This is a genomic window from Pseudaeromonas sp. HNCC25DJ182 (assembly GCF_055413365.1).
This window is the reverse complement of sequence record NZ_JBVAYG010000006.1, coordinates 100021-123311: the sequence shown is the minus strand read 5'-3', so window position 1 is coordinate 123311 and position 23291 is coordinate 100021. Positions and strand designations below refer to the sequence as shown.

Sequence of the window (23291 nt, the reverse complement as noted above, 5' to 3'; positions counted from 1 at the left end):
TGCCATCTCGTCCTCTTCGAGCTAAGGTCTGCCCGCCCCAGCCTGATGAGCCAATGCCGATGAATATCACGATCCAGCGCCGCCCTCTCATGGATGATTCCCATCTCCCAGCCGAACTCTCCCCACGGCTACGGCAGATCTATGCCAGCCGGGGTGTGCGTTCTTCCGCCGAGCTGGATAAGAGTACCCAAGCCTTGTTACCGCCCATGGGGCTCAAAGGGATGGCGCAGGCGCTGGCGTTGCTGGAAACCGCACTGCGTCAGCAGCAGCGGGTGCTGATCGTCGGCGATTTTGACGCCGATGGTGCTACCAGCTCGGCCTTGTCTGTGTTGGCGCTGCGGGCCATGGGGTGTCGGCAGGTGGATTTTTTGGTGCCCAATCGCTTCGACTATGGCTATGGTTTATCGCCGGAAATTGTGACTCTGGCGGCCGCCCGGGGTACCGATCTGCTGATCACGGTGGATAACGGTATTTCCAGTCTGAGTGGCGTAGCCGCAGCCAAGGCCGCCGGAATGGCGGTGCTGGTCACCGACCACCATTTACCCGGCCCCGAGCTGCCAGCCGCCGATGCCATCATCAATCCTAACCAGGTGGACTGCGGATTTGGCTCTGGAAATCTGGCCGGTGTCGGCGTCGCCTTTTATCTGATGGCGGCCTTGCGCACCCATCTGCTGCAACGGGGCTGGTTCGAGCAGGCTGGTATCACCCCACCGAATATTGCCGATTTTCTCGATTTAGTGGCCTTGGGTACAGTGGCGGATGTGGTGGCGCTGGATGCCAATAACCGGGCGCTGGTTCATCAGGGGCTACAGCGCATCCGGGCTGGCAAGTGTCGTCCGGGGATCCGGGCTTTATGCGAAGTGGCCAAGCGGGAGCTGCATCAGCTGACCGCCAGCGATCTGGGATTTTTCCTCGGCCCGCGCCTGAATGCCGTGGGGCGGCTGGATGATATGTCTCTCGGCATCGCCTGTCTGCTGTGCAATGACCTGACGCTGGCGCGGCAGATTGCCAGCCAGATGGACGGCTTGAACCAGGAGCGCAAAGAGATCGAGCAAGGCATGCAAAGTGAGGCGCTGGCTGGGCTGGAGTCCCTCTTGGCTGCCAAGGGTGAGCTCCCGGCCGGGCTGGTGTTGTACCGGCAGGATTGGCATCAGGGCGTGGTGGGGCTGGTGGCTTCCCGCATCAAGGAGAAGTTTTACCGCCCGGTGCTCGCCTTTGCCGAATCCAGCGAACAGGAGCTCAAGGGGTCGGGACGTTCGATCCCCGGCTTGCATCTGCGCGATGCGCTGGAGCGGCTGGATAGCCAGCATCCGGGCCTGATCAGCAAGTTTGGTGGCCATGCCATGGCGGCGGGTTTGACACTGCCCAAGAGCAAGCTTGAGGAGTTCGAAACCCACTTTTCGGCTCTGGTTGCGGAGTGGCTGACTCCTGAGCAGCTGACCGGGACCTGGCTTTCGGATGGCGAATTGGCGGCGGATGAGTTTTCATTGGCGCTGGCCGAGCAGTTGCGGCAGGCCGGCCCTTGGGGCCAGGCATTCCCCGAGCCTGGCTTTGATGGCCGTTTCCGGCTGATCTCCCAGCGTTTGCTGGCCGGAAAGCATCTGAAAATGCAGGTTCAGCCAGAAGGTGGTGGCCCTGAACTGGATGCCATTGCTTTTAACGTCGATCTGGCGACCTGGCCTGATGGCTCAGTGCAATGGGTCGAATTGGGTTATCGCCTGGATATCAATGAATGGCGTGGTAACCGTAGTGTGCAGTTACTGGTCAGCCTGTTGCGTCCCCTGTGATCAGTTCTCCAGCGGGGCGAATATTTTTCGGGTTTCGCCACTGAGCCGCATGTCCGACGCAACCTGATTGAGGCGGGCCATCAGGCTTTCCGCATGGGGGGTCGCGCGGCTGAGCACCAGATACATGGGGAGTTCCTGAAGTACCTCATGTTCGAGTTTCTGCGGACGCTGCTGTAGCAATTGCTCGATCGGTTCGGCATAACTGAGCAGGTAGTCGCCGCGCCGCAACTGCAACATCTCCAGTGCTTTGTAATTGGTATTGGCATCTTTCCACTGCAATCCCATCGGGCGTTGCTTGAGCGGTTCGAGCAAGCCGCCATAACTGTAGCCACGGATCACAATCAATCGCTGGGTTTGCAGAGCGGACAGTTGACGTATTTCTGGAGTGCCAGGCAAACGATAGAGCCGCAAATGCAGGCTATAGACGGGCTGTTCGCTATACAGCACCTTCCCCTCATATTCCGGCACATTCTTGACTCCGACCCAGAACTGACTCTCTCCCGCCGCCAAGTTGCGGTACAGGCGGCGCGCTGGAAATCCTTCCATGCGGTAGGCCAGTCCGGCTGACTGCAGTAGGCGGTGCATATAGTGGATCAAGGGACCTGAGGTATTAGTGGGGGAGCGCACCTCCGCTAGCGGTGGAATATGCAGCACGCCCACTCGTAACGGCGATGTCATGGGGGGCTCGGGAGGGAGCTCCTGAGCGAATACAGTCCCGGATAGGAGCAACAGGCTGGACAGCACAGTGTGCAGTAGTCGTAACAGGTAGCCGCCCGGCAGAACAAAACCATAGCGGCGCCATTGCCGATGCAATACATGGGGCAGGTAAGACATGTCACGCGATGACAAAGACATGATGCGGCACTGTTAATCTGAAAGTGGTTTCAGTATACGAAAGAGTGACTGGGAGTTTGTTACAGGAAGCTTGAATTTGTGAGTCAGCACGAAAAAGGGCTCACAAGGAGCCCTGCTCGGGTAGGATGTTATCCTCGGCTCAGAGAATGAAGCGCGCCACTTTCTCATTTAAACTACTGGCCTGGGTCTGCAAGTTCTGTGCAGATTGCTTGCGTCCATCGGCGCCCTTGGCCAATTCGTCTCCGACCTCCTTGATCGCCGTGACATTGCTGGTGATTTCTTCGGTGACTTTGGTTTGCTCCTCGGCTGCGGTGGCAATCTGAATGGACATATCGGAGATGAGGCTGACGGCTCGGGTGATCTCATTGAGGGCATGGGAAGCCGCCTCTGCATCTTGCACACTGAGCTTGGCCAGATCCTGACTCTTCTCCATCAGTGCCACGGCCTGCTGGGTGGTCCGCTGCAAGGTGTCGATGGTGCTCTGGATCTCGGTGGTCGAGGCTTGCGTGCGACGAGACAATACCCGAACCTCATCGGCTACCACGGCAAAACCGCGTCCCTGTTCCCCGGCTCGTGCAGCCTCGATGGCGGCATTGAGTGCCAGCAGGTTGGTCTGTTCGGCAATCCCCTGAATGGTCGTCAGGACACCAGATATCTCGTTGGCATGGCGACTCAGTTCGGCGATGACGGCGGTGGCCTCACCGACTTCGTTGGCCAGGCTGGTGATCGAGCCCTGGGTCTTGTTCACCAGATTGCGGCCCTCCACACTGCTATGGCTGGACTCTTGAGCCGCAGCCGCAGTATTTTCCGCGTTGCCAGCAATTTCCTGGGTGGCGGAGGCCATTTCGGTGACGGCCGTGGCAACCATGGCAATCTCTTGTTGCTGACGGCCCAGCTCTTGGACGGTCGCGATACTGCCACTCAGCGCTCTTTGGGCAATATCACCCAACTCATTTGCTTCGTAGCGGATATGGCCAATCAGGGTATGCAGGCTACCGACGAACTTGTTGAAGTTATGCGCTAGCTGGCCCACTTCATCTTCGGTTCTGATATCGATGCGTTGGGTTAAATCCCCATTGCCATCCGCGATCCGCTCCAGGGCGCGGGAAACTACGGCCAAGGGGCGGAACAGGTAAGTCACCAGACTACTGATGGCAATGACTCCGATGACCAATGCCAGTAGCGCAATGCCGAGCTGTTGCCAGAGTTGCTGCCATAACGGTGCATTCAGTGCTGCCTGATCCAGAACAAAGAGTAAATCCCAATCGGTATCCGGGATTTCGGTGGCCCAGAGCAGTTTGTCTTGTTGATTGAGCATCAGGGGCAGCAAGGTACCCGCTTGTTTGATTTGGCTAATCAGGGTCGGCGTTAGCTGTGGATCGATCTCGGTGGCCGGTTTGAGGATCTTGTCGGCATCCGAATACGCAATCACAGAACCGTCGCGATGCAACAACAGGGCATACCCTTCGGCCGGCAGTTTGATGCGGTTGATGTCGGCCAGGATGTCTTTGGTCAACATGTTGCCGCCGATCACCCCATTGGCCGCCGGGATGGCAACCGTCACCTGCATCTGTTTACCACTGGCGCCGATAAAGGGCTTGGTGACGATCAAGGTGTTGGCCTTGCTAGCTTCTATGTACCAGGGGCGAACTCTGGGATCATACTGGCTACGGTCGATGCCAGGTTCGGAATCATGCATGGTGCCGTTGCTTTCACCGTAATAGACCATATCGAACTGACCGGATATTTTGCCCTGGCGTAATGCCTGGGTTATATCGCCGGTGATCTGGTTGGCCATGCCTTTGATGGCCGCTTGACGTGATGCCAGCTGGATCTGGATGTTTTCGGCACTCTTGAGGCCAATCCCTTGTACTTGGGCATAACTATCGGCAAAAGCGGTATCGCGCAGGCTGATGAAACTCTGGCCGCTGAGCAGTAGTACGATAAGAATCACGGTACCTATGACGGGTAACAGAATTTTATGTTTCAGTGATTTGATTTTCATGGGCTTCTCGTCACGGGGTGGGAACTAAACTAGGTATAGTCCAGTCGTCTGTGGCCTACCAGAACGTGGATCTTATCCGGCAACATTTTAATGGTTCGATAAAAGTGACTGGCGTGTGGGGGCGAGGGAACGAGTAGAAACTGGGGGCCCGCGAACCATGATGGCGTCACGAGCCCCGCATTTGATTTAGTTACAATACAAACCGGGCAACTTTCTCATTCAGATCGGCGGCCTGTTCTTGTAGGCGACGTGATTCCTGTTGCTCTTCACGAGCCCCTTCAGCCAGTTCGTCTCCCACTTCTTTAATCGCGGTGACGTTGGTGGTGATCTCTTCGGTGACCTTGGTCTGTTCCTCCGCGGCGGTCGCAATCTGGGTCGACATATCCGAGATCAGGCTCACTGCCTTGGTGATTTCGTCCAGCGCCCGGGAGGCCGCTTCGGCATCTTGCACGCTGTGGGTGGCAAGTCCCTGGCTCTTTTCCATCAAGGCGACGGCTTGTTGCGTGGTCCGCTGCAAGGTATCGATAGTGCTCTGGATCTCGGTGGTGGAGGCCTGAGTGCGACGAGACAGCACGCGCACCTCATCGGCGACCACGGCAAAGCCGCGACCTTGCTCACCGGCTCGTGCCGCTTCGATAGCCGCGTTGAGGGCTAGCAAGTTGGTCTGCTCGGCAATCCCCTGAATCGTGGCCAGCACGCTGGAGATTTCGTTGGCGTGGCGACTGAGCTCGACAATAACCGTGGTGGCCTCACCGACTTCATTCGCCAGACTGGTAATGGAGCCGCGCGTCTGGTTGACCAAGTTCTGGCCATCGGTACAACTGGCGGTGGATTGCTGGGCGGCCGCAGCCGTGTTCTCGGCGTTGTGGGCTATCTCGACGGTTGCAGAGGCCATCTCGGTGACGGCGGTGGCGACCATGGCGATTTCCTGCTGCTGGCGGCTCAGCTCTTGCACCGTGTTACTGCTGCGCTTGAGACCATGGCTGGCGGCATCACCCAGGGATTCGGCTTCCTGACGGATATGACCGATCAGTTCATGCTGGCTGCTGACAAATTGGTTGAAGTTCGCCGCCAGGCGGCCCACTTCATCGTTGGATTGAATGTGAATGCGCTGGGTCAAATCACCATTGCCAGTGGCAATGCGGCCCAGTGCACTGGAGACGACACCCAGAGGGCGCAGCAGTATGCTGAGCAGACTGTTGATGGCCAGCAGACTGACGATCAGGACCAGCGCAGCGATCAGTAACTGTTTCCACAGGTAGTCGGTCAGGGGGGCAAGAATGATCTGCTTGTCCAGCAGGAACACCAGTTCCCAACTGGTATCCGGCACATCAATGGCCCACAGCAAATGCTCCTTGTCGTTCCACCCCAGCGTGACGAATTCATTACTTTGTTTGAGCTGGTTCAGATAGTCAGCGGTCAATGCCGGATGCACAGAAGTCAAGGGTTTGAGGATCTTGTCCTGCTGCGAATAAGCTAGAATAGTGCCGTCCCGATCGGCCAGAATGGCGATGCCATCGGCTGGAAGTTTCAGCGAATTGACGGTTGTCAGTACGGAATCGATGGTGAGGTCAGCACCAACCACGCCTTCCTCCACGGCGCGGGCCAGGGTAATGACCAGCTTCTTGGTGTTGTGGTCGATATAGGGCGGAGTGACTATGGTATCGCTAGCGCCGGCCGCTTGCTGGTACCAGGGGCGGGTGCGCGGATCGTAACCACTGTAATCGGACTGCGGATTTTCATCGCGCATACCGCCATTTTTGTCACCCAGATAAGCCGTCAGGAAGCCACCGGCGTTCTTGAGCAATGAGAGTTCACGCTCTGATTCCCGCACCGGATGCTGGGCGAGGGCGTCAATAGCCTGGCGTTTGAGACTAACCCAACTGCCAATGGAGCGTGCCCCTTCATGGCCCAGACTGTCCAGCTGAGCAAAACTGTCGGTGAGCAATTGCTGCCGGGAATCGCGATAGACCACGGTCGATAACGCCAGAATAGCGCACGCTAACGCCAGGCTGACCGCAATCAGGATCTTGTGCTTGAGTGAATTCACCCTCATTTGTTTCCTCTTTGGTATCGTTATATGCCGCTGTTGCTGTGGGGGTCCCCAAGCATCGCTCTATCCCTAGTGCCAACGAGTCACAGCGACAGGCTGACGCTAAATCTGTATCGGCTACATCATTAATTTGCACCGGTACTCGTGGGGGGCGGGCCCAGAGAAGTGTGATAGCGATCATAAATCATCACTCCGGTGGCAACCACCTGTTTATAGCCTCGTATAGGTACAAAAAAACGTCAGAATCGAGCGGGGAAAAAAGCCACCGCCTTGCTGTCTATTCCCCACTCAATTGGGTAAAATACTGCGCTTTTCTGCAGTCCTTCCCGTATCCAGGTGCTAGATCGGGCCTGTTGCGGCGATGACTTCTGTCACACCAAGACCGGGTAATCTCTTCCCGGCCTGCTTATTGATGAGAGAATCCTTCATGTTTGAAGTGAATCCGGTACTGAACAAACTCAAGGAGCTGTCTGAACGGACCGAGCTTCTGAGGGGGTACCTTTGACTACGACGCCAAGAAAGAGCGTCTGGAAGAAGTAAGCGCCGAGCTGGAACAGCCGGATGTCTGGAATGAGCCGGAACGGGCTCAGGCCCTGGGGAAAGAGCGCTCCTCCCTGGAAGCAATTGTCGCCACCATCGATGCCCTGACCCAGGGCGCCGAGGATGTGGAGATGCTGGTTTCTCTGGCTGTCGAAGGTGAAGACGAAGAGACCTTCCACGAGGCCGAGGCCGAGGCCGAGTCGCTGGAGAAGAAGCTGGTGGATCTGGAATTCCGCCGCATGTTCTCCGGTCAGCACGACCCTTCCGACTGTTACATGGATATCCAGTCTGGCTCCGGTGGCACCGAAGCCCAGGATTGGGCCAGCATGGTGCTGCGTATGTACCTGCGTTGGGGTGAGGCCCGAGGCTTCAAGCCTGAGCTCATCGAATGCACTGATGGCGACGTGGCCGGTATCAAATCTGCCACCATCAAGTTCACCGGCGAATATGCCTTCGGCTGGTTGCGTACCGAAACCGGCGTTCATCGCCTGGTGCGCAAGAGCCCCTTCGATTCCGGTGGTCGTCGTCACACCTCGTTTTGTTCGGCGTTTGTCTATCCGGAAATCGATGAAGACATCGAGATCGAAATCAACCCGGCGGATCTGCGTATCGACGTTTACCGCGCCTCCGGTGCCGGTGGTCAGCACGTCAACCGGACTGAGTCTGCGGTGCGGATTACCCACATTCCGACCAATACCGTGACTCAGTGCCAGAACGACCGTTCCCAGCACAAGAACAAAGATCAGGCGATGAAACAGCTCAAAGCGAAACTCTATGAGCTGGAGATGATGAAGCAGAATGCTGAGAAGCAGGCGCTGGAAGAGACCAAGTCTGATATCGGTTGGGGCAGCCAGATCCGCTCCTATGTGCTCGACGACGCCCGCATCAAGGATCTGCGTACCGGAGTTGAAACCCGTAATACGCAAGCAGTCCTCGATGGCGACCTGGACAAGTTTATTGAAGCCAGCCTGAAGTCCGGGCTGTAATCCAAGCAGGAATTATCATGTCAGAACAGAATCAAACCCCGGAACTGGATGTTCAAGAGTTCAACAACGAGATGACCCAGCGCCGTTCCAAGCTGGCGGCACTGCGTGAGCAGGGCAATCCGTTCCCGAACGACTTCCGTCGAGACCATATCTCCAGCGAGATCCACGAGCAGTTTGGTGACAAGAGTGCCGAAGAGCTGGCGGAACTGAATGCCAAGGTGAAGATCGCCGGTCGCATCATGACTCGCCGCATCATGGGTAAGGCCTCTTTTGCCACCCTGCAGGACATGGGCGGCAAGGTACAGGTCTATGTGACCCGTGACGATCTGGCTGAAGGCTTCTACAACGAGCAGTTCAAGAAGTGGGATCTGGGCGATATCGTTGGCGTGGAAGGCACAGTCTTTCGCACCAATACCGGCGAGCTCTCGGTGCACGTTTCCGACATCCGTCTGCTGACCAAGGCGCTGCGCCCACTGCCTGAAAAGCACAAGGGTCTGACCGATCAGGAAGCCCGTTGCCGCCAGCGTTACCTGGATCTGATTGCCAACGAAGAGTCGCGCAAGACCTTCAAGATCCGCAACCAGGTGGTCAACGGTATCCGTAACTTCCTGAACGCTAAGCAGTTTATGGAAGTGGAAACCCCCATGATGCAGGTGATCCCCGGTGGCGCCTCCGCTCGTCCCTTCATCACCCATCATAATGCGCTGGACATCGACATGTACCTGCGTATTGCCCCCGAGCTCTATCTGAAGCGTCTGGTGGTCGGTGGTTTCGAGCGTGTGTATGAGATCAACCGTAACTTCCGCAACGAAGGGATCTCGGTGCGCCATAACCCAGAATTCACCATGCTCGAGTTCTATATGGCCTATGCCGACTACCGCGATCTGATGGATCTCACCGAAGAGATGCTGCGCACCCTGGCGCTGGATATTCACGGTACCACCACCATCCGTTATGCCAAGGAAGGGGAAGAGGGCTTCGAGATCGACTTCGGCCAGCCGTTTGCCCGCCTGACCATGGTCGAGGCGATCCTCAAGTACGGTAACGATGTGAAGGCGGAAGAGCTGACCACGCTCGAAGGCGCGAAGGCGGTGGCCAAGCGTCACCATGTCGAGCTGATGAAGAGCTGGGAGCTGGGCCATATCATCACCGCCATCTTCGAAGAGACGGCGGAAGCGCAACTGATGCAACCGACCTTCATCACCGAGTATCCGGCTGCCGTGTCACCGCTGGCTCGTCGTAACGACGAGAACCCGGAAATCACCGACCGCTTCGAGTTCTTCATCGGTGGTCGCGAGCTGGCTAACGGCTTCTCCGAGCTCAACGATGCCGAGGATCAGGCCGAGCGCTTCCAGGCTCAAGTGCAACAGAAGGAAGCGGGCGACGACGAGGCCATGTTCTATGACGCCGATTTCGTCACCGCGCTGGAGCACGGTCTGCCGCCGACGGCCGGTCAAGGTATCGGCATCGACCGTCTGGTGATGTTGTTTACCAACAGCCACACCATCCGCGACGTCATCCTGTTCCCGGCGCTGCGTCCGCAAAAGTAAGAGTCCGCAGAAATAAGCCGGCTCACAGCTCTGAGCCTGCGCTTGCTGGATTGGTTGAAATAAAACAAACCCCGCACCGTCATTGACGATGCGGGGTTTGTTTTTAGTGACGCCTTGCGCGCCGCGGCAGGGTGGTGATCAGGCGGTAACGGGGTTTAATGCGCTACGGTTCAGCGAACGGCTCACCAGCCATTCCCCGATCCCCAGCGTCAGGAACAGACCGATCAGCAAGGGACCGCTGGTGTGCCAGTCGATCTGGCCTTCTGGCAGTTGCGGGAACAGGAACAGCAGCAGGGCGCCCAACACAAACAGCAGGCCACTGGTGGTCATCAGGGCGATCAGGAATCGGCTGCCGGGAACCCTAAAGGCGCGCGGGGTCAGCGGATCCTGACGACGCAGACGCAGGAAGGAGGCAAAGAGCAGCAGATAGGGCATCAAAAAGATGGTGCTCGAGAAGGCAAATACACTCCAGAACAGCTCATCATTACTCTGAGCCAGCAGGGCATAGGCCAGGATCACCAGCGTCGCCACAACACCGGTCACGGTGTTGGCACCCACGGGGGAGCCGTATTTCGGATGGCGACGGGCGACATAGGCGGGGAGTTCACCCGCCTCGGCGGCTTCGGCGGCGGCGCGACTGGAGCCCATGGTCCAGTTCACCATGTTGCTGATGAGTGTGAGCAGTACCAGAACCCCCAGTCCGCTCACTAGGGTATCGGCCCAGGGAGAATCAGCAAACAGAATGCGCGAAGCATCGGTAATGCCAGCAATCAGACCTACCTTTTCCACCGGCAGGGCAGCCAGGATCCCCAGGGTGCCGAACAGGTAGAGGGCGGCGATGATGACGCTGGCGCCGATCATGGCCCGTGGCATGGTGCGCACCGGATCTCTGAGGGTTTTACCCAGACAGGCGATGAGCTCCAGCCCCAACAGGTTGTAGATGATGGCGGGCAGGAAACTGACACCACCTTCCAGCGAGGGCAGCATGCTGCGCAGGGTCAGATCATTGGCCATGCCATGCTTCAGGGCATAGTAAAAACCGGCGCCGCCCAACGTGGTGATGACGGTAATTTTGAGCAAAGCTCCAACCTGGCTAACCCAGACTCCGACATGCACCGACACATTACAGAATCCCACCGTCAGCCAGATGAGGGCGATGCAGATGGCGACGCGCCAGCCCAGACTTAGATCCGGCAGAAATAACTCGGACAGCATGCCAGCGAACAGTATATAGACTGCAGGCATCCACAGACCCACATTGATCCAGTACAGCCAGGTGGTGCGAGCCGCCATCTTGAGGCCGAAGGCGCGTTTCACCCAGGAGTAGATGCCACCGTCCGAGGGATAGCTGGTTCCCAGCTCGGCCGCAATCAGGGCGTAGGGAATGACGAAGAACAGCAGGGTGACGATCCACCAGCCGATGACGCCGGTTCCCAAGGCGGCCGCTGCGGTGAGGGTATCGATGATGAGCACAGAGCAGAGGATAAACAGGATTTGACTGACCAGACCCATCTGTCTGGTGGTAGTGGATGTAGGCATAAAAGTCCCTTTAGCCGAATGAAGGTGCGGTTTCTTAAGGGAAACTAATACCCATTTTGGTGATATGATTGAAATGCAATATTTACATCATTTGATGAAATTAAATCATAGAGATATCTATGGATCTGAATTTATTGAAATTACTCCCAGTACTCGCCGATGAGAAAAGTGTCACTAAGGCTGCGGATCGGCTCTTCATGAGCCAATCGGCCTTCAGTCATGCGCTCAATCGGGTGCGGGAACAATTGGATGATCCGCTGTTTATCCGTACCAGTCAGGGGATGGAGCCGACTCCGCGAGCGCGACAGTTGATCCCGGTTATCCGGGAATCGTTGGGGCGGCTGGAGCGGGGGATGACCGGTAGTCGGCAGTTTGATCCGGCGACTTCGGCTCGAACTTTCTACCTGGGGGCGGTCGACTATTTCGAGTTTCTCGGGCTGCCGCGCCTGGTCTCCCAGTTTAAAACCGAGGCGCCCAATATTCGCCTGAGCGTGGATATCCTGGCGGAGAAGATCCAGCATGAGGGGGTCGAATCCGGTCAGCTGGATGTCTTCGTTGGCATCGATTCTCTCCAGTATGTGCCGCATTTTTTTAATAAACGCACCTGGCTGCAGGATCGGTTTGTCGCCATTACGGCGCGGGAACGTCAGGATCTTCCGGTACAGCTATCGCTCAAGCAGTTTCTGGCCGAGCCGCAAGTCCACCTGCCGGCCGTGAGCTCAGGGGCGGATCTGATCGAGCGCTGGCTGACGGCCAATCACTTGTCACGCACTCTGGCGACTGTGGTACAGAGTTATGCGGTGGGAGGACGAGTAGTGGCGGCATCGGGTTATCTGATGTGTGTCCCCTACCTGATTGCCCGTGAGCTGGTCAGCATGTTGCCGTTGCGCATTCTGGAATTACCGGACGGGGCACCGGATCTGACACTCACCATCCTCAGTCACTCCTTGTATGACCATCAGCCGGATATCCGTTGGCTGATCGAGCAGATCAGCCAGTGCACGTTTGCGCATCTTGCCGAAAACGGTTGAATCTACAGCTCAAGATTGTTGACGTTGTGATACCCGCAAGCTGGTTTAGCTCATCGGGTCGTGGTTGTGCGATATGGGATGGTGTTATTCAGTGATAAATGGGCAAACACTCCTTGTAGGGTGCCGAGTGGAGCTATCATAATCACAAGCAGATCGTGCAACATCATCTGAGGGAACATCATGTTCAAGGATAAGGCGTTTATGTCGGACATAGTGCGGATTGCACTGCCCATTACCCTGCAGAGCGTCATCATGTCACTGCTGACCATGACTGATCAGCTGATGGTCGGACAACTGGGAGAGGTGGCTATCGCCAGCGTTGGCATCAGTGCCAAGCTCACCTCCATCGTCTCCGTGGTGTTGGCTGGACTGGCTTCGGGTATTTCTATTTACTGCGCTCAGTATTGGGGAAAAGGCGATACGGTACGGATCCGTCATCTGCTGGGGTTTGGACTCGGTGTCGGCATGCTCTTTGCCGGAGCCTTGGCACTGGTGGTCGGTGCCATGCCGCAACTGGCTATGTCGCCCTTTACCACAGACTCCAGGGTGTTGTCCGAGGGCGCGCTCTTCGTACAACTACTGGCCATCAGCTATCTGCCGAGCATGCTGACCATGATCTACTCGGCGGTGCTGCGCAGTACCGGTGAGGTCAAGCTGCCCATGTATGCCAGCACCAGCGCCGTGGTGATCAACCTGGTGCTGAACTATCTGCTGATCTTCGGTCATATGGGGTGTCCCAAACTAGGACTGATGGGGGCCGCGATTGCCACCTGCATTTCCCGCTGTATCGAATTCGGCATCATATTCGTAGCCGTTTACTGGCAGCGCCATGTGGTGGCTGTGACGCGGTTGGGAGATTTGTGCGGTATGGAGCGGGGCTTGCTCGGCCGTTTCTTTGCGACCTCGCTGCCGATCGTGATGACTGAACTGCTCTGGGTGCTGGGAGAAAGTGGTTATGCGGTGGTCTATGGCCGTATGGGGACCGACGAGCTGGCCGCCATGACCATGACCTATCCATTGCAGGGGCTCTCGATTGGCCTGCTATCCGGACTGGCGGGGGCTGCCTCGGTACTGATTGGTAATCGCCTCGGCGCGAACAACTTTGATGAGGCTATCGACTATGCGGGCAAGCTGATCCGTATTGGTGTGCTCTGTTCACTGGTGATTGGGGGTGCCGTGGCGCTGTTCTCTCCCTACTATGTGGCGCTCTATGGTACTTCAGCTCATGTGCAGCATATGGGGCAGCTCTGTGTACTGGTGTTCTGCGCTTTCTTGTGGGTCAAAGTGGCCAACATGATAGTGGCGGGTGGGGTACTCAATAGTGGTGGCGACAGTAAATTTGTCTTCGGCATGGAATCGATGGCCACTTGGCTGATTGGTGTACCATCGGGCTTTGTGATGGCCTTTTATTTCGAGCTGCCAATCTACTGGGTTTACTTCATTCTCTCCTTTGAGGAAGTGGTTCGTTTTGTGGTCGGCTACGCACGGGTGCGGTCGAAGAAGTGGGTCCGCTCGCTGGTTGATACCGCAGATGAAACCCTGGCACCGGCTTGAATTCCTTCATGGTCTAATGCGGCAAACCTTCTGATGGATCAGGTCGTGGCGATGGACTCACGACCTGATTTTTTTCGGCTTACTTTACCTTGAAGCAGGTGATCAATTCCGACAGTTGGCTGGCGCGGCCATTTACCTCCCGGGCGGTCTCGGCTAGCACCTCCGAGGCCGAGGCACTTTGTTGAGTGATTTGGCTGAGTTGATTCATTGCCTGATTGATCTGATTGACTCCCAGGCTTTGTTCTTGCGAGGCGCAGGTGATCTCTTGCACCAGATCGGATGTGCGTTGGATATCTGGCTCGAGTTGGGAAAACAAAGCACCGGCTTGCTCAGCCAGGGTGACACTGCTGGCAGCGACTTTACCAATCTCTTGCGCCGCGATCTGACTGCGTTCCGCGAGCTTTCTCACTTCTGCCGAGACCACCGCAAAACCTTTACCATGATCGCCGGCCCGGGCTGCTTCGATAGCGGCATTCAAAGCCAACAGGTTGGTTTGATAGGCGATGTCATCGATGATGCCGATCTTGCCTGCAATCTGTTTCATTGCCGCGACTGTTTGTTTGACGGCTTCGCCTCCGTGCTGAGCATCTTGGGAGGCTTTGGCCGAGATGGAACTGGTGAGCTTCGAGCTTTCGGTATTTTGCGCGATAGAGGCCGACATCTGCTCCATGGACGCCGAGGTTTCCTCGACACTGGCAGCTTGTTCGCTGGCGCCTTGACTCATGGTGAGCGAGGTGGCCGCTAAGCGGTCGGCCGAGTTGGAGAGCGCGGATGTTGCTTCCCCAAAACGGCCGAAAATGGCGAGTAACCGTGACTGGATCATTCGGGTTGCCAGCATGATTTGGCCGGTTTCGTTGTGCGGCATGTCCGGTAGCGACTCGGTCAAATTACCATTGGCAATATCCACCAGATAATGGGCGCAGCGTCTGAGCGGTTTAATCACGCTGAAATAGAGCAAACCCACCAGCGCAAACGCCGCCAACATATTAAGCAGATGTAACAGGGTAAACAGATCTGCGATGAGAGGATTCGATGGGTCCGCAAAGCCAAATAGCTCGTCCAGCAGAAGCACGCAGGAACTGACCATGGCAATTCCCCCCAGTAGCCACCCCTTGAGAGCTAGCGAGATATGCTGCCATCCCTTCTTGGTCGGCAGTGTGAGCGAGGGATCTTTGCGCATCCGGGCGTATAGCTGTTCGGCCTCGGCAATCTGGGCTCGGGAGGGTTTGCTGCGCACCGATTGATAACCCACAGTTTCGCCCTCTTGCACTATGGGCATGACATAGGCGTCGACCCAGTAGTGATCGCCATTCTTACAGCGATTTTTGACCAGACCGCGCCAGGTTTTCCCGGCCTTAATGGTTCGCCATAGGTCGGCAAAAGCGGCTGGTGGCATATCCGGATGGCGGACAATATTGTGATGGCTACCGAGCAACTCCTGTTCAGTGAAACCACTGATATGCAGGAAGTCGAGATTAACAAAGGTAATGTCACCCTGCAGATCCGTCATCGACACCAAACGCGTGTCGGCGCTGAACTCTTTTTCTTGTTGGGTGATCGGCTGGTTATTACGCATCGACAGCTCCTTGAGTCATATCGGCAGAAACTTAACAAATGGGATCCATCTGACCAAAGGAGCATAGATGATGAATCAAAACCATGTCGGGTTTGGTCTAGCACCATGGCATAGCAGGTGAGATACCTGAGATATGTATCAGGGGGGGGACGAAATAAAGTAATGGTGGCGGATGGCTCGGGCTTGCGGAGTGTTCTGCACCTGTTGCATGCCGCGAATTAGGCGTTGTGCCAAATCGGCGTCATAGTTCACCCGAGACCAGGCGATATAGGAGGGAGCTCCCCGCAGGCGATAAGGCGATTTAAAGAGTGAGAGATGAAGTGAGTTGATGAGCCAGTCTGCTTGAGCCTCGGGAATGATGACGACATCACTACGATCTCGAGTCAGGCGTTGTAATCCTTGTTCGTAGGTTTTGAGCTCATGCTTGTCAAAGTGACTGGCCCGATCAAAATCTGGGTGGTAAGCAGCTCCAGCCAGGACATCGATGCGTTTGTGTTGTAAGTCATTCAGGTTGGTGATGACCTGATCCAGGTGGGCGACGACAAAGACTTTGTCTTCGGCCGGAAAGGGGATCTCGTTCAAAAAGACTAGGAACTTCTCGCGCTCCGCGGTGCGATTTGGTCCTAGAATCAGGTCGGCATCACCGGTTTCCAGCATCTGAAGACCTCGTTTGAGAGGAGCGCTCAAAAAACGGATCTCCAACCCGGCCTGGGCAGCGGCCAATTGGAATAATTCGATGTAATAACCGCCGTAGTAGGGCGGATCTATGATGCGGTAAGGGGGCGCATGATTGACGACGACGCGCAGCGGAGCGGCTTGTCCGCCAACGCTCAGGCTCAGCAGGAGCATGCAGAATAATATTCCACTGACTAGTTTCCGCATCGACCCTCCTCTACAGCCAACAGTCGATATGCAATGTTCCGAGTAAACGAATTGATCATTTACGGATTTAGATTCGTTATAGTCAGATACCAACGCGCAAGCCATAACGGTGAGCATACCCGTTTCAATTCTGTTGAGTCGCCCACAAGGAGCCGTGACGTGAACGTCGAACGCCCAGCTGTCCCTATTACCCCCCGCACGCGTACCCTCGGGTTGCATGGTGATGATGTCGAGAGCAAGCGTCGGGAGTTGCTCGACTATTTTCAGCAAACCTATGATCTGTATGAATCGTTGTTTGATGTTCTGGTCGGTGATGAGGCCTGGTTCAACAAGGCTATTCCGCTGCGTCATCCGCTGATCTTCTATTTCGGTCATACCGCGGCTTTCTTTATCAATAAATTGCTGGCGGGGGGCTGGATCCAGCAACGCTTGGACTCGCGAATCGAGGCGCTGGTCGCCATCGGCGTCGATGAAATGAGCTGGGACGACCTGGACGAGAGTCACTATGCCTGGCCGAGCGTCGCCGAACTGCGCCAGTATCGCGCCAGAGTCCGGCAGCGGGTCAGCGAGTTTATCCAGACCATGCCCATGAGCCTGCCTATCGACTGGCACAGTCCGGCGTGGGTTATCCTGATGGGCATTGAACACGAACGCATCCATCTGGAAACCTCCTCGGTGCTGATCCGGCAACTGCCTCTCCACCGGGTGCAGACTTCGGCCCAATGGCCCATCTGCCCGATGGCCCGTCATCAGGTTGCTCAGGTACCGGCCAACAGCCTGTTGGCTGTACCCGGGGGACTGGTTTGTCTGGGGAAACCGGATAGCGATGCCACCTACGGCTGGGACAATGAGTATGGCCGGAGGGAGGTGCAACTGGCGCCGTTTCAAGCCAGTCGTATGCTGGTGAGCAATGCCGAGTTTCTGGATTTTGTGCAGGCCGGGGGCTATCTCGATCCTCGCTGGTGGAGCGATGAGGGCTGGGGCTGGCGTCAGTTTACCCAAGCCGTACAGCCCACGTTCTGGGTTGGTGAACCGAGCGCTGATTTGCGCCTGCGGTTGATGTGTGAAGAAGTGCCGATGCCGTGGGATTGGCCGGTGGAGGTCAATCAACTGGAGGCGGAAGCTTTCTGTCGTTGGAAGGCGGCGCAAACCGGACTGTCAGTGCAGTTGCCTTGCGAGGCCGAGTGGTATCAGTTACGGCAACAGGTGGCGGTTGATCAGCCGGACTGGCCACAGGCTCCTGGCAATATCAATCTGGAGTATTGGGCCTCCTCTTGCCCGGTGGATCTCTTTGCGCAGGGCGACTTCTTTGATCTGTTGGGGAATGTCTGGCAGTGGAGTAGTTCAGCTATCGATGGTTTCGACGGTTTTTGCATTCATTCCCTGTATGACGATTTTTCGACCCCGACTTTTGATGGCAAGCATAACCTGATCAAGGGCGGCTCCTGGATTTCTACCGGTAACTTGGCCCTCCGCCACTCCCGCTATGCATTCCGTCGCCACTTCTTCCAGCATGCCGGTTTCCGTTATGTGGTCTCCTCTCATCGCGAAACGGAGAGTGTGAACCCGTACGAGACTGATGCCTTGGTCGCCCAGTATCTGGACGCCCACTACGGTCCCGACTATTTTGGCGTCGCCAACTATGCCCAGGCGTTGGCACAGCTGGCCAGTCGTTATGTGCCTGCCGGGGGCAAAGCTCTGGACCTGGGTTGCTCGGTCGGGCGCGCCAGTCTGGAGTTGGCCCGTCACTGCGCTCATGTCGAGGGGGTTGATTTCTCGGCACGCTTCATTGATGTGGCGTTGACCCTGGCGCGTCAGGACCGTTTTCGTTATGCGCTGCCTCAAGAAGGGGAGCTGCTGGAGTATTGCGAAGCGCGGCTGTCGACGCTGGGCATCGGTGCGGAGCAACTGGCGCGGGTGCAATTCAGCCAGGGGGATGCGTGCAACCTCAAACCCAAGTATCAAGGCTACGATCTGGTTCTGGCGGCTAACCTGATCGATCGCTTGCGGGATCCCCAGCGGTTTCTGGGCGAGATTGGCAAACGGATGAATGCCGGTGGTGTGCTGGTGCTCAGCTCGCCCTATAGCTGGCAGGAGTCCTTTACCCCCAAGACGCACTGGTTGGGCGGCGTGCGTGAGAACGGTGAGGCCTTGAGTACCTATCAAGCCTTGCAACGACTGCTGGCGGCTGAATTTGAGGAGTTGGCTCCGCCGCAGGATCTACCCTTTGTGATCCGGGAAACGGCCCGCAAGTATCAACACTCCATCGCCCAGGTGACCGTCTGGCGCAAACGGGATTAGTGCGGCCGACACTGCTGGCGCACGCTGACGGGCTCTCGATATGCGCTGTCAGATGAGCTGACAGTTAGACGTCAGACTTCTTGCTGCGCAGGATAAGGGCTGGCCAATCCGGCCTGCCCACCAAGGCCAGTCGATGCGTCGCTCTGCTCTGTCTTGTTTGCCGTTGCTACTTCTCGTTTGGTCAGTGCTCCTCCTTGGACTGCTGCTGGCCTGGCCCGGCGTTGCCGGGTGTGCCACCTTGCGGATTGCCACTTTCAATATCGCTTGGCTGGCCAATGAGCCGTTGCCCGATATGGCTGCTGTGGCCGCCTGCCAACGCGAGGCGAGTCGTTATCCAACGCTGGAATCCCGTCCCACACCTCGTTGTCGGCAAGGCATCTTTCGCACGGCTGGCGCCTATCGGTTATTGGCTCGCAGTATCGCAGCCTTGCATGCCGATGTGCTGGCGGTTCAGGAGGTTGAAGGCGACGCCGCATTGGCGCGGGTGCTGGGGTTGGCATCGACATGGCATCCCCGGCTGTCAACCGTATCGGCCACCGATGCTGTTGCGCGGATTCAGGAGAGTGCGGATTGGTGGTGGGTCACCAATCCACTGCCACGGCATGGCAAGCAACGCGTTGCTCTTGCTGTCCGGCGCTCAAAAGTGCGGGCCATGCGGGTGATTTCTGTCCCCGAGCTGGGGGTGCCATTACAACGGGAGGCGCGTGGTGGATTACTGGTACAGCTAACGCCAGTGCAGGGTGAGCCGTTCCAGGTATTGGTGTTGCATCTGAAGTCTGGATGCCGGGCTGCTGGGCTGGCTAATGCGACGGATCGGGCGTGTCAGCAATTGGCGGCTCAGGGGAAGATATTGGCCTCGTTACTGCGCCAATGGCAGGCTCAGAAAGTGCCGATGATCCTGTTGGGGGATTTCAACCGCGCCTTCGATGAAGAGCCGAAGGTGGCGGCATGTTCATCCCTCGACCAGCCGTGTGTCAGCCTGTGGGCCCGATTGGCGGGGCAGCTCCCCGCCGATGCCGAGCCTGAATTGCTGACTCGGGGGTTTCGTCAACCGCGTGGCTGTTACTCCAGTCGGTACGGGCGTGGACCCATTGATCACATCCTCTTGACTGGCGGTTTGCGCGGGCATGCATTGCCGGAGTCGCTGACGGCGGAACCATTTCTCGACCCGGCTCATCCGGGTCAATTACACGCCTATGCCTATCGCTTTTTGAGTGATCATTGCCCGCTGCGGGTTGATCTAACATGGCCTTGAGTTGAGCTCGCCCCCGCTCGTGGGTGGTTGCATCCTCCACCGCCAGATTCCACCCGTGCCGTGCTTGCCATTTTTACGCCACCGCGTAGGGTGCGCATATCGGATGTTTACTCTCAGGCGATAGCATGCCATTTCCTACTCACTTGAACCCGAATTTTTCCACCCCCGCGGCCGATGCTCCTGCTGGCACTTGGCAATCCGGCGACTCATTTCATCAACAGCAAGGGGCGGTTTATCAGGGTGACAGGGCTACGGCCACCTATTTCAAGCAGGGTGGAGGTATGGCTCATGTCTGTTATTCCCCGGCGCATGCCAATGCCTCGGTCACGGGAGCCGGTGCTGGACAGGGTAACAATTACTGCATCTGGGTTGCAGGTGAACAGGGGGCGCAAGCCGAAGGCATCAGTCAGTCCGCTCTGGATGGCATTCTGGATAGTTATCTGGAGCCGAACGCCAGCATTGGCTGGCATACTCATTTGTATAGCGAAGAGATCTATTACCTGCTGGCTGGCCAACTGACGGTGGAGATGGTGGATACCAGCGGCCAGCTGCACCGTTGGCATTTGCAGCCGGGAGATAGCCATCGTGTGGGTCCTGGTATGAGCCATACGGCGCAGGCCGGTGGCGATGGTGCCCGTTTTATGGCGGTGATGATTCGCTGTTGAGCTGGAAAAATGATGAGAGGAAGCAAGCAATGAGAGCGGTCGTGATCGGCGCAAATTGGGGCCTGGTGCATGTCTATGCCTTGCGGCAGGCCGGGGTCGAGGTCGTGGCTTTGGGCGGACGGGATCGATCCCAGTTGGCGAATGTGGCGACCCTGCATGGCATTGCCCATATCGTCGATTCGGCCGCCGAGATCCGCGCTCTGGCGCCGGATCTGGTGACCTTGGCCACACCGGCAGCCAGCCATGCTGACTGGCTGCGGGAGCTTGCCGATATTCCGGTCATCTGCGAGAAGCCGCTATTCGGGCTTCAGGCGAGTGCTGCGGCGCTAGAAGGCCTGGGGAGTCAACTCTGGGTCAACTATGCTTTCGCGTTTCTTGATACCGCTCAGGCTCTGCTGGCGTTGCGGCCACGACTGGGAGTCATCCACCGAGTTGAATTGCACTGTCACTATGAGTTGCCGTTGCAGTTTTCTCCGGCCCAATGGTGGTTGGAGGTGGCCAGTCACCCGCTATCATTCCTGGTTCATCTGTGTGGTGAGCCGCGCTGGCTCCCTGGAGAGAGTCACCGGCTTGGCGATCAGATCCTGTGTCGCTTGGGGGCCACACAGGCGGATCTGAGCTGTCATTTGCGCCCGGGTTTATCCGGGATCCGTCAGCTGATCCGCCTGCATACCGATGCGGGCCTGGTGGAGCTGCAAGGCGGCTTTGTCTGGGGGCAAAGTTGGCGCTATGAACCACTACGTCTCAATGGTGAGGCTCTGACCGCAGGGGAGTGGTGTGCCGAAGATTGCTGGACCCGCGCCAATATTCGCAGCATTGCCGCCATGGTCGGCCAGTTCCGAGGAGATACCTCGGTCCGGGAAGGACTGTCACAGGGGCTATTCAATGCCGCCAAAGCGTTCCCTATCGATGTGTTGATCCAGCAGGCCTGGCGCGACTAAGCGCCAGGCGGTTTGCATCAATCAATCAGATCCCGCTCTTTGAGCCACTCCAGAACCAGAGTGGCGACCACGGAGCTGCGCTCCAGATCGGCACTATTGAACCAAGCCAGTTCCGCAATTTCGGCGGCAGGTTGCAGTTGGCCGCTGTACTCAGCCTGATAGCAGGTCAGTTGTACCTGAACTCCCGCCGGCTTGCCATCGGCTTGTGCCTTGAAGAACTCGGTAAACTGCAGGCTCTCGGGCAACAGGGTAACCGAGAGTTCCTCCTTGATCTCGCGGCTGAGAGCCGTCGCATCACTCTCACCCGGCTCTCGCTTGCCGCCGGGCAGATAAAAGAGACTCTTCTGGTGTGAGCGGACAACCAGCAAGCGCCGATCTTTCAGGTATAGCCAGGCTAGTTTATCGATATGGTTCATGGGTTTTCCTCAACGAATGATTGCGGCCGAGTATAGCGCCGATTTGTCCTGCCAGCGCGGCTGACGAAGGGGTTCAATTGCTACCGCTGTAACGTCAGCTGGCTTCGGAAATGATGCTCGATGCGGCTGACAGGATCGATAAAGCGTAACTCCTTGGCCAGCAGTTGCAGCGGGCGCTGGTAGTCGTTGGCGAGATCATCATTCACCCTCGGATAGAAGCAGTCATTGCAGATGGGAGCACCCAGGGCGGCCATATGCAGTCGCAATTGGTGCTTCTTGCCCGAGATGGGATTCAAGCCATAGCGCCATAGAGCTCCTCGTCGCTCCAGCACCTCAATCTCGGTGTGGGCATTGGCGATGCCTGCGACTTCTCGGGATAGAAAGAAGCGTTCGCCTCGCTCGATCCGTGAACTGCGCTGATGGGGAAATGTCAGTTGGGGGAGGGCAGGAGCGATAGCCTCATACCGTTTATCGATGCCACGATCCTGAAATAGCCGCTGATAGCGGCTACGTGAGCTGCGTTGTGTCGAGAACAACACCAGTCCGGCTGTGTGTCGATCCAGTCGGTGCAATGGTTGCAGTTCCTGATTGTCCAGGCGGAGCATCAGCCGGTGCAGCAGGGTTTGTGTGACGTAGGCTCCTGTCGGGATCACCGGAAGGAAATGGGGTTTATCGACCACCAATAGGTGTTCATCCTGATAGAGAATGCTCTCGTAAAACGGAATGTCCGGTTCATCGGCGATCTCACGAAAGTAGTGGATCCGCACTCCGGGTTGATGAGGCGTATCCGAGGGCAAGGGTTGATGATGCGCATCCAGCACCAGAGCTCTCTCGAATCGGCTGCGCCAGTTCATTGGCGATATGGCTGGAAAGCTGTCGCACAAACAAGCGAGCAGAGTCGGCCACTGACCCTGAGGTTGCACCCAGGTGCTGGCATGGATAGCGACGGATGCTGAGCCATGGGTGTTCGTGGTGTTCGAGACAGAGCTGTTGTTTGGGTCGATAGAAAACATGTCGGGTGTAAAAGACCGTGCCGGTGGTGTCTTGGTATCGCGTTTGACTCGTTCCTGTTCATTGCGGAGTAAAGCAAACGGTTGTTGGCTTGCCGCCGTGAGCCACGCTATAAACGCCGCCTGGGGCTGCTGGCGGCGAGCAATTTAGCATAGTTGGCGGGCTGGATCACGAAACAGAGGGGAAAGCAGGCAGTGGTTGGATAGAGCATCGATGATGAACAAAACGTGATGCTCTTCACAAAATCGTTGCATGGATCACGTTTTTCGCTTTATGATGCACCTGAGGTCGTCAAACAAGACCCTCTCACATCATTCTCAAGGAGAACCACCATGTTTAACTAC

At 57.0% G+C, this 23291-nt stretch carries 17 protein-coding genes; 9 read left to right on the top strand and 8 right to left on the bottom strand.

Annotated elements, in window-relative coordinates; genetic code table 11:
• Window positions 1-59 precede the first annotated feature (59 nt).
• Window positions 60-1787: a single-stranded-DNA-specific exonuclease RecJ gene (gene recJ / locus ACZYUB_RS06935; RefSeq protein ID WP_463946645.1), complete on the top strand. Its 1728-nt coding sequence runs from the start codon at window positions 60-62 to the stop codon at window positions 1785-1787.
• Here the strand turns inward: recJ and ACZYUB_RS06930 are convergent, their stop codons facing one another.
• The 3 genes from ACZYUB_RS06930 to ACZYUB_RS06920 all read right to left on the bottom strand — a co-directional run bounded on the left by ACZYUB_RS06930 (window position 1788) and on the right by ACZYUB_RS06920 (window position 6703).
• Complete coding sequence (locus ACZYUB_RS06930) at window positions 1788-2642, bottom strand: substrate-binding periplasmic protein (protein WP_463946643.1); 855 nt, start codon at window positions 2640-2642, stop codon at window positions 1788-1790.
• A gap of 139 nt (window positions 2643-2781) precedes the next feature.
• Entirely contained in the window at window positions 2782-4647 is a 1866-nt protein-coding gene (locus ACZYUB_RS06925) for a methyl-accepting chemotaxis protein (RefSeq protein ID WP_463946642.1), read from the bottom strand.
• 190 nt (window positions 4648-4837) lie between these two features.
• A complete protein-coding gene (locus ACZYUB_RS06920) occupies window positions 4838-6703 on the bottom strand; it encodes a methyl-accepting chemotaxis protein (protein WP_463946641.1) in 1866 nt (621 codons plus the stop codon).
• A gap of 424 nt (window positions 6704-7127) precedes the next feature.
• Between ACZYUB_RS06920 and prfB the strand changes: the two genes are divergently transcribed.
• Both prfB and lysS read left to right on the top strand, forming a co-directional pair.
• A protein-coding gene (prfB, locus tag ACZYUB_RS06915; RefSeq protein WP_463946639.1) for a peptide chain release factor 2 occupies window positions 7128-8226 on the top strand; the annotation gives its coding sequence in 2 pieces (ribosomal slippage) (window positions 7128-7202 and window positions 7204-8226; 1098 coding nt in all).
• Between the two features lie 17 nt (window positions 8227-8243).
• On the top strand, window positions 8244-9776 hold the full coding sequence (gene lysS / locus ACZYUB_RS06910) for a lysine--tRNA ligase (RefSeq protein ID WP_463946637.1): 1533 nt from the start codon (window positions 8244-8246) through the stop codon (window positions 9774-9776).
• A 138-nt stretch (window positions 9777-9914) separates the two neighbouring features.
• On the opposite strand, the gene ACZYUB_RS06905 is transcribed toward lysS, so the two are convergent.
• The gene (locus ACZYUB_RS06905) at window positions 9915-11315 is read right to left on the bottom strand and encodes an APC family permease (protein WP_463946635.1); all 1401 of its coding nucleotides are present in this window, start codon (window positions 11313-11315) and stop codon (window positions 9915-9917) included.
• A 119-nt stretch (window positions 11316-11434) separates the two neighbouring features.
• On the opposite strand from ACZYUB_RS06905, the gene ACZYUB_RS06900 reads away from it, so the two are divergent.
• Complete coding sequence (locus ACZYUB_RS06900) at window positions 11435-12346, top strand: LysR family transcriptional regulator (protein WP_463946633.1); 912 nt, start codon at window positions 11435-11437, stop codon at window positions 12344-12346.
• A gap of 180 nt (window positions 12347-12526) precedes the next feature.
• Window positions 12527-13900, top strand: a complete 1374-nt coding sequence (locus tag ACZYUB_RS06895) for an MATE family efflux transporter (protein ID WP_463946631.1) — start codon at window positions 12527-12529, stop codon at window positions 13898-13900.
• Between the two features lie 79 nt (window positions 13901-13979).
• On the opposite strand, the gene ACZYUB_RS06890 is transcribed toward ACZYUB_RS06895, so the two are convergent.
• Window positions 13980-15476 carry a methyl-accepting chemotaxis protein gene (locus ACZYUB_RS06890; RefSeq protein ID WP_463946629.1) on the bottom strand — a complete coding sequence of 499 codons (1497 nt, stop codon included), beginning with the start codon at window positions 15474-15476 and terminating at the stop codon, window positions 13980-13982.
• 138 nt (window positions 15477-15614) lie between these two features.
• Window positions 15615-16358 carry a substrate-binding periplasmic protein gene (locus tag ACZYUB_RS06885; protein ID WP_463946627.1) on the bottom strand — a complete coding sequence of 248 codons (744 nt, stop codon included), beginning with the start codon at window positions 16356-16358 and terminating at the stop codon, window positions 15615-15617.
• Window positions 16359-16517: 159 nt separating this feature from the next.
• Here ACZYUB_RS06885 and ovoA point away from each other — a divergent pair, with 159 nt between their 5' ends.
• The 4 genes from ovoA to ACZYUB_RS06865 all read left to right on the top strand — a co-directional run bounded on the left by ovoA (window position 16518) and on the right by ACZYUB_RS06865 (window position 21520).
• A complete protein-coding gene (gene ovoA, locus ACZYUB_RS06880; RefSeq protein WP_463946626.1) occupies window positions 16518-18659 on the top strand; it encodes a 5-histidylcysteine sulfoxide synthase in 2142 nt (713 codons plus the stop codon).
• A gap of 184 nt (window positions 18660-18843) precedes the next feature.
• Complete coding sequence (locus tag ACZYUB_RS06875; protein WP_463946624.1) at window positions 18844-19914, top strand: endonuclease/exonuclease/phosphatase family protein; 1071 nt, start codon at window positions 18844-18846, stop codon at window positions 19912-19914.
• A gap of 125 nt (window positions 19915-20039) precedes the next feature.
• Window positions 20040-20579, top strand: coding sequence for a cupin domain-containing protein (locus ACZYUB_RS06870; protein WP_463946623.1), 540 nt, complete (start codon window positions 20040-20042; stop codon window positions 20577-20579).
• A 29-nt stretch (window positions 20580-20608) separates the two neighbouring features.
• On the top strand, window positions 20609-21520 hold the full coding sequence (locus ACZYUB_RS06865; protein ID WP_463946621.1) for a Gfo/Idh/MocA family protein: 912 nt from the start codon (window positions 20609-20611) through the stop codon (window positions 21518-21520).
• 17 nt (window positions 21521-21537) lie between these two features.
• Here the strand turns inward: ACZYUB_RS06865 and ACZYUB_RS06860 are convergent, their stop codons facing one another.
• The gene (locus ACZYUB_RS06860) at window positions 21538-21936 is read right to left on the bottom strand and encodes an NUDIX hydrolase (RefSeq protein ID WP_463946620.1); all 399 of its coding nucleotides are present in this window, start codon (window positions 21934-21936) and stop codon (window positions 21538-21540) included.
• A gap of 80 nt (window positions 21937-22016) precedes the next feature.
• Complete coding sequence (locus tag ACZYUB_RS06855; protein ID WP_463946619.1) at window positions 22017-22757, bottom strand: pseudouridine synthase; 741 nt, start codon at window positions 22755-22757, stop codon at window positions 22017-22019.
• Window positions 22758-23291 lie beyond the last annotated feature (534 nt).

What these genes read in the sequence shown, in the direction of transcription:
- recJ (WP_463946645.1), top strand. Translation starts at nt 60, where the DNA reads ATGAATATCACGATCCAGCGCCGCCCTCTCATGGATGATTCCCATCTC.
- ACZYUB_RS06930 (WP_463946643.1), bottom strand. Translation starts at nt 2,642, where the DNA reads ATGTCTTTGTCATCGCGTGACATGTCTTACCTGCCCCATGTATTGCAT.
- ACZYUB_RS06925 (WP_463946642.1), bottom strand. Translation starts at nt 4,647, where the DNA reads ATGAAAATCAAATCACTGAAACATAAAATTCTGTTACCCGTCATAGGT.
- ACZYUB_RS06920 (WP_463946641.1), bottom strand. Translation starts at nt 6,703, where the DNA reads ATGAGGGTGAATTCACTCAAGCACAAGATCCTGATTGCGGTCAGCCTG.
- lysS (WP_463946637.1), top strand. Translation starts at nt 8,244, where the DNA reads ATGTCAGAACAGAATCAAACCCCGGAACTGGATGTTCAAGAGTTCAAC.
- ACZYUB_RS06905 (WP_463946635.1), bottom strand. Translation starts at nt 11,315, where the DNA reads ATGCCTACATCCACTACCACCAGACAGATGGGTCTGGTCAGTCAAATC.
- ACZYUB_RS06900 (WP_463946633.1), top strand. Translation starts at nt 11,435, where the DNA reads ATGGATCTGAATTTATTGAAATTACTCCCAGTACTCGCCGATGAGAAA.
- ACZYUB_RS06895 (WP_463946631.1), top strand. Translation starts at nt 12,527, where the DNA reads ATGTTCAAGGATAAGGCGTTTATGTCGGACATAGTGCGGATTGCACTG.
- ACZYUB_RS06890 (WP_463946629.1), bottom strand. Translation starts at nt 15,476, where the DNA reads ATGCGTAATAACCAGCCGATCACCCAACAAGAAAAAGAGTTCAGCGCC.
- ACZYUB_RS06885 (WP_463946627.1), bottom strand. Translation starts at nt 16,358, where the DNA reads ATGCGGAAACTAGTCAGTGGAATATTATTCTGCATGCTCCTGCTGAGC.
- ACZYUB_RS06870 (WP_463946623.1), top strand. Translation starts at nt 20,040, where the DNA reads ATGCCATTTCCTACTCACTTGAACCCGAATTTTTCCACCCCCGCGGCC.
- ACZYUB_RS06865 (WP_463946621.1), top strand. Translation starts at nt 20,609, where the DNA reads ATGAGAGCGGTCGTGATCGGCGCAAATTGGGGCCTGGTGCATGTCTAT.
- ACZYUB_RS06860 (WP_463946620.1), bottom strand. Translation starts at nt 21,936, where the DNA reads ATGAACCATATCGATAAACTAGCCTGGCTATACCTGAAAGATCGGCGC.